This window comes from Streptomyces otsuchiensis (assembly GCF_004305975.1).
GTDB lineage: Bacteria > Actinomycetota > Actinomycetes > Streptomycetales > Streptomycetaceae > Streptomyces > Streptomyces otsuchiensis.
This window is the reverse complement of sequence record NZ_BHZI01000202.1, coordinates 1-11,073: the sequence shown is the minus strand read 5'-3', so window position 1 is coordinate 11,073 and position 11,073 is coordinate 1. Positions and strand designations below refer to the sequence as shown.

Here is an 11,073-nt window from a genome sequence, read left to right as displayed (position 1 = left end):
CCCCAGAAACCGCGTTTCCCCAGGTCAGAACGGCTCTGCGTGGGTTCGCTGTGTGGGGCGGGTGGGACTCGAACCCACGGCCGACGGATTATGAGTCCGTTGCTCTAACCAGCTGAGCTACCGCCCCATCAGCGGCGCGCCGCGCACTGATGTGCGCGTCGTCTGCCGCAGCATAGCTGCTCATACGATCTCCCGCCCGGGTCGGGGGGTGCTCGTACGGCGGTACGGGCTGCGGCCTCGGGGACATCGGTTCCCGTCTGCGCGGGCGCTATGCACGCAGAACGACGAAGGGCCCCGGACGGGGCCCTTCAGGTGATGCTCCCCCGACTGGACTCGAACCAGTAACCTGCCGGTTAACAGCCGGCTGCTCTGCCAATTGAGCTACAGGGGACTGCTCTACGTGGGTTCCGCACCCCGTCCCCGGGGGCGTTCCCTCGCTGCGGGCAATACATTAGCGCATGTGAGGGGGTGCTCTGAAATCGGTATTCGGGGTACCCGGACGGTAGGGCCCCGGGCCGGCCGGTCCGGGGCGAGGATGAGTGCAGAAAAGGGGAGCGTTCCGATGCGGAAGCTCACGTTCATCGCCGGTGCCGCAGTGGGGTTCGTGCTGGGCGCACGGGCCGGCCGGGGGTGCTACGACAGGATCGCGGCGTCGGCCCGGCGCATCGCGGAGAACCCCGCTGTCCGGAACACCGTCGAGTCCGCCGCGCACAACGGCCGCCAGGCGGCGGCGCGTGCGGGCACCGCGGTCGTGGACCGGGCCGGCGACCGGCTTCCCGGGTCGCTGTCGCAGAAGCTCCGGTCCGTGCAGGGCCGGCAGAACCCGCTGGACGACGACTGGGGGAGCAGCGGCGCGCTCTGAACCGTGTCCGCCGGCCGCCGGGTACCCGGCGGCCGACGGACCACCGGTGAACGCCCGAGGCGGCGGTGGTGTCCCGCTGGGGACGCCCACCGCCGCCTCCGTCGCGTCCACCCCCGGCCCGCGCCGCGCCCGTGGGAATCGCCCGCGCGGTCCGGGAAGGCCCGGCGGCGGCGCGGTGTTGTCGGAGTGTCACGGGTGCCAGGGCGCACCACCGCCGGACACCGGCACCACCCCAGGCACCCGCACCACCCCAGGCACCCGCACCACACCTGGCACCGCACCAGTGAGAGGAATCCGATGACACTCCCCACCACCGGCCGTTCCTGGCACCTCGTCGCCCGCCCGCAGGGCTGGCCGGTGCCCGAGGACTTCGCGCTCCGCGAGGAGCCGGTGCGGCCCCCCTCGGCCGGCGAGATCCTGGTGCGCAACGTGCACCTTTCGGTCGACCCGTACATGCGGGGCCGGATGAACGACGTCAAGTCCTACGTCCCGCCGTTCCGGCTCGACCAGCCCATGGACGGCGGCGCGATCGGCGAGGTGATCGCCTCCGAGGCCGAGGGCATCGCCGTCGGCGACCATGTCTTCCACGATCTGGGCTGGCGCGAGTTCGCGACGCTGCCGTCCCGGTACGCCCGGCCCGTCTCGGCCGAGGACGCCCCGCTGAGCGCCTTCCTGGGCGTCCTCGGCATGCCAGGACTGACCGCCTGGGCGGGGCTGCTGGAGACCGGCGGGCTCACCGAGGGCGATGTCGTCTTCATCTCCGGCGCCGCCGGCGCGGTGGGCAGCGTCGCGGGCCAGATCGCCCGCCTCAAGGGCGCCTCCCGGGTGATCGGCAGCGCGGGCTCGGCGGAGAAGGTGGCGCGCCTCACCGAGGAGTACGGCTTCGACGCCGCGTTCAACTACAAGGACGCCTCGGTCGGCAGCCAGCTGCGCGAGGCGGCCCCCGACGGCATCGACCTCTACTTCGACAACGTCGGAGGGGGCCATCTCCAGGCCGCCATCCACGCCTCCAACGTGCACGCCCGGATCGTGCTCTGCGGGATGATCGCCCACTACAACGCGACCGAGCCGCCGCCCGGCCCCAACAACCTGATGCAGCTGATCGCCAAGCGCATCCGGATGGAGGGGCTGCTGGTCATCGACCACGAGGCGCTGCGTCCCCGGTTCGTCGAAGAGGTCTCCGGCTGGCTGCGCTCCGGTGAGCTGCACTACCCGGAGACGGTCGTGAACGGCTTCGAGAACACCGTGGACGCGCTGCTGGGCGTCCTGCGGGGCGAGAACACCGGGAAGATGATCGTCACCCTCTGACGGACGGCCACCGGTGCCCTGGACGTCGTGCTCACGACGACCGGGGCACCGGACAGGCACCGGAGCGGCCACCGGCCCCGGCCGGGGCCGTGCCCGGGACGCCTCAGCCGTCAGCAGTCAGCCCTCAGCCCTCAGCCGCGCCGGGTCCGGCGCCCGCGGCGAGCGAGAGCAGGGCGCGCACCTGTGCGGTGATGTCCATCCGGCCCGTGACCAGGACGGTGTCGGTGAACCGTGCCGACCCCTCCGAGGCGTTCTCCTCGGCGAACTCCAGTACCGGGGTGTGCAGATGCCCCCCGGGCAGCCCCGGGGCGAGCCGGTCGCGCAGCAGCGTCGCCCGGTAGGCGACCTCGTTGGAGAGGTAGTCGCCCCCGCCTCCCGCCCGGGCCGCCGATCCGGGCGTAGGGCCGTCGGCCCGGGTCACCGGCTCGGTGGCGCCGGGCGGCAGCTCCGTGACGGTGGTGTTGTCGCGCACCGGGTAGAGACCGGTCGGCTCCGCGGTCAGCCGCCGGTGGGGCAGGGTCGTGACCGTCCACGGTGGCCCGGGCTCCGCGTGGACCGCGCCGTCGTCCCTGCCGCTCGCCGCGGGCGGCACGGGGCCGGGCGCCGTGGCCATGGTGTTGTCGGTGCCCTCGCCGCGCCAGCCTGCGTTGTGCCGCTCCAGGTCGAAGAAGCCCCGGCGGCCCTGGCTGATGGTCATGAACAGGTCCACCTGGCGCGGCCCGGGCTCCAGGTAGGGCCGCAGCGCGCTCTCCACGACCCCGTCGGTGAAGTCGCGCCAGCGCACCGGCAGCACCACGGCCTCGATGTGGGCGGACCTGCCGCAGGCGGTGCGGACCACCGTGCCGTGCAGGGCGAGCACGGCGGCGCCGGAGGGGTTGGAGCGCCGGATGTCGCTTTCCAGTCGGAACGGGTCGAAGCCGGTCACCACCACCCGCAGCCGGTCGGGGCCGGCGGGCAGCAGGTTGCCCTCCATGCCGCGCGACCCGCGCTCCAGAGCGGCGAGGAGCGTGGCGGTGTCGATGCCGGTATCGACACCGGTGCCGGTGCCGGTGCCGAAAGCGGGGCGCCAGGCCCGCACCTCCTGGGCGAGCGCCAGCCGTGCCCAGTAGAGGGGCCGGTCGTCGCCGTCCCCCTCGCGCAGGCGGCGGATCGCCTCGCGCCACAGCGCGCGGGCGTGCCGGGCGACGATCAGCTCGGCCTCCTGTGCCGACGCGGCGTCCGCCAGGGCGGCGGCCAGACGTGGGGCGGCGCCGCCCAGTCCGCCGTGCTGGATCAGGCGCTGGGGGACGGCGCCGGTGAGGCGGTCCTCCTCGATGGTCGGCTGCGCGGTTGGCGCTTCCGGCGATGTTGCGGGCACGGCCCCTCCGGGCGGTCACGGGGAATAAGGGAAGCGGGGGGACTGCACATGGTTACCAAAGATCACCACCGCGCCAGAAGCCCCCTGCGGTCTCGTTACGGCGACGGTTTCCGCCGGTCAGCCCCGTGCGACGGGCCGCCGCCCGCTCCCCGTGCCGGAATCGCCGAGAGGGGGGATAGTGGCATTAGGCCATGTAACAGGAGGAGTCACGATATGAGCATCATCGCGTGGATTGTGATCGGACTGATCGCCGGCTTCGTCGCCAAGGCGATCCTTCCCGGGCGTGCCAATACCGGGATCATTCTGACGACCCTGCTCGGCATAGCCGGCGGTCTGCTGGGAGGCTGGCTCGGCGTGCTGATCTTCGGGGTGGGGGTGGGCGGCTTCTTCGCGCTCTCCACCTGGATCTGCGCCATCGTCGGCTCGGTCATCCTGCTGGGTGTGTACGGCATGATCACCGGTCGCCAGGGACACGCCCACGGACGTCACCAGCACGCGTGACGTCCCCGTCGAACGCCGCGGCGGCCCGGCCGACCCCCTGAAGGGGGTGACCGAGCCGCCGCGTCGCCGTTCGCTCACACGTAGCCGAGGCCGTGGCCGTGGCCGTCGCCCGGGCCGTCTCCGGAGCGCCGACAGGGGCACTCGCCGCCGGGATCAGTCGCGGGTGACGACCTCGTAGGCCAGTTCCGCCAGGACCCGCTGGCCGGCGCGGCTGGGGTGGAACCAGTCCCAGTCGCTGAGTTCGTCCTCGGTGAAGGGGTAGTCGTTGATCGCGCCGTCGTCGAAACGGCAGTTGTCGTCCTCGGCGCAGACCTCGCGCAGCACCTCGTTGAACTCGTCCACCCGCGCCTCGACGGCGTCGCGCCGCTCCTGGGCGTCGGGGGCGTCGGAGGCGGCGTCCTTGAGCATCGACGGGCAGACCCCGAACTGCCAGACCATGCGGGCCGCCGAGTTCTCACGCCCCGCCTGCCACAGCCGCTTCAGGTCGGGGATGCTGGCGACGAAGATCTGCGTGTCGGGGGCGTTCTCCCGGATCACGGAGAGGGTCTCGTCGAAGTCCTCGCGAAAGGTGTCGACCTCCGTCATCAGCTCGATGTCCCGGACGCAGGCGTCGTTGGCACCGGCCATCACCGTCATCAGCTCCGGCTCGTAGGCGGCGGCCTGTTCGGCCTGGGCGGGCAGCTCCGCCATCAGGGCGCCCGCGACGGCCTCGTTCCAGCTCTCCTCGACGCCGAGGCGGCTGGCCAGGCTCTCCACGTCGGCTTCGGTCCCGGTCGCCCAGGAGACCTCCGGGCAGTCGGCCAGCACGTCGCAGGCGTCGAAGCCGGTCGAGATCGAGTCGCCTATCGCCGCGATCGAGGTGGGCGCGGTGTTCCAGTCGGGTGCCCCGGTCAGTTCTCCGTGGCGCGAGTCCTCGCCCGCGTCCTCGCCGGTGGCCGACGGGGACACGGGGGAGGAGCAGGCGGACACGGCGGCCACGGAGGCGATGAGGATGGCGAGGGTGCGGCGGCTGGCCGACATTCAGCTCCCTGGTCCGGATGGGTTGACATGCACGTCGTCGCGGGTCGGACAGCGGCTGCCGCACGGTAACTTGGTCCCGGCGCATCCCGTCCGGCGGGTGGGCCCGCGTGACCAGCGTAAGAGATCAGCCGACGTCACACGCTGTCCATTTTGCCAAGATATGGCGCTCCGTGGTGTTTACTGTTCGCTGAGTGACGACGTGCAGGGGCGGGCGGCCCCGGTGAAGGCGGCGGGCCCGAGTACGGCGGGACCCGGCAGGGAAGGGCAGGAGGTCTGATGACCACACGAGGTGTCCTGTACGTGCACTCCGCGCCGCGCGCGCTGTGTCCGCACATCGAGTGGGCCGTGGCCGGGGTGCTGGGGGCCAGGGTCAGCCTGGACTGGACGAAGCAGCCGGTCTCCCCGGGGACCTGGCGCGCGGAGCTGTCGTGGCAGGGCGCCGTCGGCACCGCCTCCCAGCTCGCCTCGGCGCTGCGCGGCTGGCAGCTGCTGCGGTTCGAGGTCACCTCCGAGCCGTGCGCCACCGCGGAGGGCGAGCGCTACAGCTGCACGCCCGGCCTGGGCATCTACCACGCGGTGACCGGCATGCACGGCGACATCATGATCCCCGAGGACCGGCTGCGGGCCGCCACGGCCCGTGCGGCGCTCGGCGAGAGTGATCTGGAGGCCGAGATCACCAAGCTCCTCGGCAAGCCGTGGGACGACGAGCTGGAGCCCTTCCGCCACGCGGGCGAGGGAGCCCCGGTCCGCTGGCTGCACCAGGTGGTCTGAGCACCCGCCGCCGGGCCACGCGCGACCGCGCACCACACCACCCCGAGAACCACGCCACGCGACAGACGGCCGGGGGCCGGGACGACATCGTCGTCCCGGCCCCCGGCCGTATCGCTGTGAACCACCTCACGCCCTTCCGTGCGCACCCCGGGCGTGTCGCCCGGGACCGCCGGGCCCGCCCGTGAACGCCCCCGTCCGCCCGGGCGGGCACCGGTGGCTCAGACGGTGCGGAAGGCCAGCACCACGTTGTGGCCGCCGAAGCCGAACGAGTTGTTCAGCGCCGTCAGCGGGCCCTCCGTCGGCAGCTTCCTGGGCTCGCCGCGCACGATGTCCGCGTCCACCTCGGGGTCGAGATCGTCGACGTTGATGGTGGGCGGGGCGATGCGGTGGTGGAGCGCCTGGACGGTCGCGACGGTCTCGATGCCGCCCGCACCGCCCAGCAGGTGACCGGTCATGGACTTGGTGGCCGAGATCGCCACATGGCCGATCTCGTCACCCAGCACCTTGCGCAGCGCCTTGATCTCCGCGATGTCGCCCTGCGGGGTGGAGGTCGCGTGCGCGTTGAGGTGGACGACCTCGGCCGGGTCGAGGCCGGTGGCGTCCAGCAGGTTCTGCAGGGCCGCCGCGATGCCCCGGCCGGTCGGCTCGGGCTGCGCGATGTGGTGGCTGTCGGCCGACAGCCCCTGGCCCAGCACCTCGCAGTACACGCGGGCGCCACGCCGGGCCGCGTGCTCGGCCGACTCCAGCACCACGATGCCGGCGCCCTCACCGAGGACGAAGCCGTCCCGTCCGGTGTCGTACGGCCGCGAGGCCGTCCGAGGGTTCTCGTTGTTCTTGGACATCGCCATCATGTTGGCGAAGGCCGCGATCGGCAGCGGGTGGATGCACGCCTCGGTACCGCCGGTGACGACGATGTCGGCGCGCCCGGTGCGGATCATCTCCGCCGCGTAGCCCACCGCCTCGGCGCCCGAAGCGCAGGCGCTGACCGGGGTGTGCACGCCCGCCTGGGCGCCGACCTCCAGCCCGACGTTGGCCGCCGGGCTGTTGGGCATCAGCATCGGCACGGTGTGCGGGGAGACCCGGCGGGCGCCCTTCTCCCGCAGCACGTCGTGCTGGTCCAGCAGGGTGGTCACGCCGCCGATACCGGAGGCGATGACCGTGCCGAGCCGGTCCGGGTTGACGATGCCGTCCTCACCGGCGCGGCCGGTCAGACCGGCGTCCGCCCACGCCTCGCGGGCAGCGATCACCGCGAACTGAGCCGAACGGTCGAGCCGTCTGGCCAGCGGCCGGGGCAGCACCTCGCCCGGTTCGACCGCCACTGCCGCGGCGATACGCACCGGGAGGTCGGCGGCCCACTCCTGCTCCAGAGGGCCCGCGCCCGAGCGGCCGGCCAGCAGGCCGTCCCACGTCGAGGCGCTGTCGCCGCCCAGCGGGGTGGTGGCGCCGATACCGGTGACGACCACCGTTCGATTGGTCGCGTTCACGGGAATGATTGCTCCGCTAGTCGAGGTTGGTGAGACTCCGCCACCCTGGACGGGTGGCGGCGGGCACGTCCGCGGGCGGCCGGAGCCGCCCGCCGCGGACCGGCGTCGGTCAGCCCTGGTGCTCCAGGATGTAGTTGGTGGCGTCACCGACGGTCTTGAGGGCCTTGACGTCGTCGTCCGGGATCTTCACGTCGAAGCGCTCCTCGGCGGCGACGACGACCTCGACCATGGACAGCGAGTCCACGTCCAGGTCGTCGGTGAACGACTTGTCCTCGGCGACGTCCTCGGTGGGGATGCCGGCGATCTCGTTCACGATCTCGGCGAGACCGGCGACGATCTCTTCCTTGCTGGCAGCCATTGCGCCGCTCCTTCTGCTCTGTGTGCCGCGGTGGGTACCGCGTGGATGTGGTTGGCGGACCGGCCGGGGCCGGGCCGCCGGGGTGTCCTAAGGGAGGGTAACGACCGTGGCCGCGTACACGAGACCCGCCCCGAAGCCGATGAGCAGCGCGGTGTCGCCGCTCTTGGCCTGTCCGCTCGCCAGCATCCGCTCCATCGCGAGCGGGATGGAGGCGGCGGAGGTGTTGCCGGTGGTCTCCACGTCCCGGGCCACCGCGACGTGCTCCGGCAGCTTCAGGGTCTTGGCCAGCGAGTCGATGATCCGCATGTTGGCCTGGTGCGGGATGAAGACGTCGAGATCGTCCGCGGTGATCCCGGCCTCCTCCAGCGCCTGTGCGGCGACCTTCGCCATCTCGAACACCGCCCAGCGGAAGACCGTCTGGCCCTCCTGGCGCAGCGCCGGGAAGCGCTCCACCTCACCGTCGCGGTACTCGGTCCACGGGGTGGTCTGGGCGATCACGTCGGCCTTGTCGCCCTCCGAGCCCCAGACCGTGGGGCCCATGGCCGGCACGTCCGAGGGGCCGACCACGACCGCGCCGGCGCCGTCACCGAAGAGGAAGGCCGTGGAGCGGTCCTCCTTGTCGGTGAAGTCGGAGAGCTTCTCCACGCCGATCACCAGGACGTACTCGGCGCTTCCCTCGACCACCATGCTCTTGGCGACACCCAGGCCGTACGCGAAGCCCGCGCAGGCGGCCGAGATGTCGAACGCGGCGGGCCTGCCCGCGCCCAGGCGGTGGGCGATCTCGGTGGCGACCGAGGGGGTCTGCATGAAGTGCGTGACGGTCGCGACGATCACGGCGCCGATCTGCTCGGGCGCGACCCCGGCGCTCGCCAGGGCCTTGCCGGCCGCGGCCAGCGACATCTCGGCGACGGTCTCCTCCGGGCCCGCCCAGTGCCGCGTCGCGATCCCGGAACGGGAACGGATCCACTCGTCGGAGGAGTCGATGTGCTTCAGGATCTCCTCGTTGGGCACCACCCGGTGGGGACGGTAGCCGCCCGCGCCGGCGATCCGCGCGTACGGAGCGCCCTTGCTGGCCCTGAGAGTCGCTGACATCGTGTGGTGGCTCCTGTTCGGATTCAGCTCGCGCCCGCGGAGTGCTCCGCGACGAGTTCACGGGCGGCGGCAAGTTCGGCGGGAGTCTTCACGGCCAGGTTGGTGACGCCCTTCAGCGCCCGCTTCGCCAGCCCGGTCAGGGTGCCGCCCGGGCAGACCTCCACCAGCGCGGTGACGCCCGCCTCGCGGAAGGTCTCCGTGCACAGGTCCCAGCGCACCGGGTGCGACACCTGGGAGACCAGCCGCCGCAGCACCTCCTTGCCGCCGGCGACGACCTCGCCGTCCGCGTTGGAGACGTAGCGGACCACCGGGTCGGCGGGGGCCAGCCCGGAGGCGGCCTCGTCCATGGCGGCGACGGCCGGGGCCATGTGCGCGGTGTGGAAGGCGCCGGCGACCTTCAGCGGCCGGATCCGCGCCTTCTCGGGCGGGTTGTCCGCCAGGGCCGCCAACTGCTCGACGGTGCCCGCCGCGACGACCTGGCCGACGGCGTTGACGTTGGCCGGGGTCAGCCCCAGCTCCTCCAGGCGGTCCCGGACCTCGTCGGCGTCGCCGCCGAGGATCGCGGACATCCCGGTCTCGGTGACCGCCGCGGCCTCCGCCATGGCGAGACCGCGCCGGCGTACCAGCGTCATCGCCTCGTCCGGGGAGATCACCCCGGCGATGGCGGCGGCCGCCAGCTCGCCGACGCTGTGACCGGCCACCATCGCCGGTGCCGGCCCGCGTGCGGGCAGTTCGTCGAGGACGGCCTCGGCGGACAGCAGCGCCGCGGCCACCAGCAGCGGCTGGGCCACCGCGGTGTCGCGGATCGCGTCGGCGTCCGCCTCGGTGCCGTAGTGCACCAGGTCGAGGTCGATCGTCTCGGACCAGCCGCGCAACCGGTCGGCGGCGCCGGGCAGTTCGAGCCAGGGGGTCAGGAAGCCAGGCGTCTGGGCGCCTTGGCCGGGAGCGACGAGTACGAGCACCTTCACACTCTCTCGCGGCGGCGGGGTCCGACGCGGGTGGGATCCGGGACCAAGAACAGCGAGTGGAATTGTGAGGGCCCCACAAAAATCCCGCTCAGTGCGCTGCCTGTGCCTCACCGTCGCTCAGCCGTCCCAGCATGAGGGCGACGCGCAGCGTGAAGGCCGACCGGACGTCGGACGGGGACCAGCCGGTGACGTCCGTCACACGTCGGAGCCGGTATCGAACGGTATTGGGGTGGACGAAGAGCATTCGCGCCGCGCCTTCCAGGCTGTTGGCCTGCTCCAGATAGACACTCAGCGTCTCCAGCAGCGCCGATCCGGCGCGCTCCAGCGGTCTGTAGATCTCCTCCACCAGCAGACTTCGCGCCATCTCGTCGCCGGCCATCGCCCGTTCCGGCAGCAGGTCGTCCGCGACGACCGGGCGCGGCGCGTCCGGCCACGCCGCGCAGGCCCGCAGCCCGGCGGTCGCCGCCTGGGCGGAGCGGGTGGCGGCCTGGAGATCCGCGACGACCGGTCCCGCGACCACCGGTCCCGGCGCGAACGGGCCGATCAGCGACTTCGCCGCGTGCAGCGGGTCGTCGCTGCCCCCGGCGATCACCACCAGCCGCTTGCCGAGGACCCCGGTCAGCACCTGGATCTTCGCGTAGCGGGCGGCCCGGCGGATCGCCTCCACCGTCAGCTCGTTGTCGCCGTCCGGGGCTCCGCCGACCACCACCGCGACCTGCTCCGGGGAGTTCCAGCCCAGCGCCGCCGCGCGGGAGACGTCGCTCTCGTCCGCCTCGCCGGAGACCACCGCGTTGACCACCAGTGACTCCAGCCGGGCGTCCCAGGCGCCGCGCGCCTCGGCGGCCTGCGCGTAGACCTGGGCGGTGGCGAACGCGATCTCCCGGGCGTAGACGAGCAGCGCGTTGCGCAGTGCCTCCCGGCCGCCCGGAGCGGCGATCTCGTCCACGGCCGTCTCCACCACCTCGATGGTGGTGCGCACCATCTCCACGGTCTGCCGCAGGGTGATGGCCCGGGTCAGTTCGCGCGGGGCGGTGCCGAAGACATCGGTGGAGATCGCCTGCGGGGTGTCCGGGTGGCGGAACCACTCGGTGAACGCGGCGATGCCCGCCTGGGCGACCAGGCCGATCCAGGAACGGTTCTCCGGCGGCATGGCCCGGTACCAGGAGAGGTTGTCGTCCATGCGGGCGATGGCCGCCGCGGCGAGCTTGCCCGCCGAGCGCTCCAGGTTGCGGACGGTCGCGGCGTGCGCCGCACCGCCGGAACCGGGCGTTCCGGTCGCGTCGCCGGCGGTGCCGGGAAGACCGCGGACGCCCGCGCCCCGCGTGGGGCGCGCGCCGGGGGCGGTGCCGGAG

Annotated in this window: 11 protein-coding genes and 2 tRNA genes; 4 read left to right on the top strand and 9 right to left on the bottom strand. The window is 72.8% G+C overall.

Annotated elements, in window-relative coordinates:
- Window positions 1-53: 53 nt before the first annotated feature.
- Window positions 54-127: transfer RNA gene (locus E0D90_RS18535), tRNA-Ile, on the bottom strand.
- Window positions 128-318: 191 nt separating this feature from the next.
- A tRNA-Asn gene (locus tag E0D90_RS18530) sits at window positions 319-391 on the bottom strand.
- A 171-nt stretch (window positions 392-562) separates the two neighbouring features.
- Between E0D90_RS18530 and E0D90_RS18525 the strand changes: the two genes are divergently transcribed.
- A complete protein-coding gene (locus E0D90_RS18525) occupies window positions 563-862 on the top strand; it encodes a hypothetical protein (protein WP_103502935.1) in 300 nt (99 codons plus the stop codon).
- A gap of 297 nt (window positions 863-1,159) precedes the next feature.
- Window positions 1,160-2,170, top strand: a complete 1,011-nt coding sequence (locus E0D90_RS18520) for an NADP-dependent oxidoreductase (RefSeq protein WP_130799308.1) — start codon at window positions 1,160-1,162, stop codon at window positions 2,168-2,170.
- A 124-nt stretch (window positions 2,171-2,294) separates the two neighbouring features.
- On the opposite strand, the gene E0D90_RS18515 is transcribed toward E0D90_RS18520, so the two are convergent.
- Window positions 2,295-3,527, bottom strand: a complete 1,233-nt coding sequence (locus E0D90_RS18515; RefSeq protein WP_130799307.1) for a PA0049 C-terminal domain-containing protein — start codon at window positions 3,525-3,527, stop codon at window positions 2,295-2,297.
- A 213-nt stretch (window positions 3,528-3,740) separates the two neighbouring features.
- Here E0D90_RS18515 and E0D90_RS18510 point away from each other — a divergent pair, with 213 nt between their 5' ends.
- On the top strand, window positions 3,741-4,028 hold the full coding sequence (locus E0D90_RS18510; RefSeq protein WP_103502938.1) for a GlsB/YeaQ/YmgE family stress response membrane protein: 288 nt from the start codon (window positions 3,741-3,743) through the stop codon (window positions 4,026-4,028).
- 153 nt (window positions 4,029-4,181) lie between these two features.
- Here E0D90_RS18510 and E0D90_RS18505 read toward each other — a convergent pair whose 3' ends face one another.
- Window positions 4,182-5,048: a GDSL-type esterase/lipase family protein gene (locus E0D90_RS18505; RefSeq protein ID WP_130799306.1), complete on the bottom strand. Its 867-nt coding sequence runs from the start codon at window positions 5,046-5,048 to the stop codon at window positions 4,182-4,184.
- 276 nt (window positions 5,049-5,324) lie between these two features.
- Here E0D90_RS18505 and E0D90_RS18500 point away from each other — a divergent pair, with 276 nt between their 5' ends.
- A complete protein-coding gene (locus E0D90_RS18500; RefSeq protein ID WP_130799305.1) occupies window positions 5,325-5,819 on the top strand; it encodes a DUF3145 domain-containing protein in 495 nt (164 codons plus the stop codon).
- Between the two features lie 218 nt (window positions 5,820-6,037).
- Here E0D90_RS18500 and fabF read toward each other — a convergent pair whose 3' ends face one another.
- The 5 genes from fabF to E0D90_RS18475 form a co-directional block, all read right to left on the bottom strand.
- Window positions 6,038-7,303: a beta-ketoacyl-ACP synthase II gene (fabF, locus tag E0D90_RS18495; protein WP_103502941.1), complete on the bottom strand. Its 1,266-nt coding sequence runs from the start codon at window positions 7,301-7,303 to the stop codon at window positions 6,038-6,040.
- Window positions 7,304-7,412: 109 nt separating this feature from the next.
- Complete coding sequence (locus E0D90_RS18490; RefSeq protein WP_103502942.1) at window positions 7,413-7,661, bottom strand: acyl carrier protein; 249 nt, start codon at window positions 7,659-7,661, stop codon at window positions 7,413-7,415.
- Between the two features lie 87 nt (window positions 7,662-7,748).
- The gene (locus tag E0D90_RS18485; RefSeq protein WP_103502943.1) at window positions 7,749-8,753 is read right to left on the bottom strand and encodes a ketoacyl-ACP synthase III; all 1,005 of its coding nucleotides are present in this window, start codon (window positions 8,751-8,753) and stop codon (window positions 7,749-7,751) included.
- Between the two features lie 23 nt (window positions 8,754-8,776).
- Entirely contained in the window at window positions 8,777-9,715 is a 939-nt protein-coding gene (locus tag E0D90_RS18480) for an ACP S-malonyltransferase (protein WP_174856223.1), read from the bottom strand.
- Window positions 9,716-9,809: 94 nt separating this feature from the next.
- Window positions 9,810-10,946, bottom strand: coding sequence for a PucR family transcriptional regulator (locus tag E0D90_RS18475; protein ID WP_227870311.1), 1,137 nt, complete (start codon window positions 10,944-10,946; stop codon window positions 9,810-9,812).
- Window positions 10,947-11,073: the final 127 nt, after the last annotated feature.

Excerpts from the sequence above, each read along its gene's own strand:
- E0D90_RS18525 (WP_103502935.1), top strand. The coding sequence starts at position 563 with ATGCGGAAGCTCACGTTCATCGCCGGTGCCGCAGTGGGGTTCGTGCTG.
- E0D90_RS18520 (WP_130799308.1), top strand. The coding sequence starts at position 1,160 with ATGACACTCCCCACCACCGGCCGTTCCTGGCACCTCGTCGCCCGCCCG.
- E0D90_RS18510 (WP_103502938.1), top strand. The coding sequence starts at position 3,741 with ATGAGCATCATCGCGTGGATTGTGATCGGACTGATCGCCGGCTTCGTC.
- E0D90_RS18505 (WP_130799306.1), bottom strand. The coding sequence starts at position 5,048 with ATGTCGGCCAGCCGCCGCACCCTCGCCATCCTCATCGCCTCCGTGGCC.
- E0D90_RS18500 (WP_130799305.1), top strand. The coding sequence starts at position 5,325 with ATGACCACACGAGGTGTCCTGTACGTGCACTCCGCGCCGCGCGCGCTG.
- E0D90_RS18490 (WP_103502942.1), bottom strand. The coding sequence starts at position 7,661 with ATGGCTGCCAGCAAGGAAGAGATCGTCGCCGGTCTCGCCGAGATCGTG.
- E0D90_RS18485 (WP_103502943.1), bottom strand. The coding sequence starts at position 8,753 with ATGTCAGCGACTCTCAGGGCCAGCAAGGGCGCTCCGTACGCGCGGATC.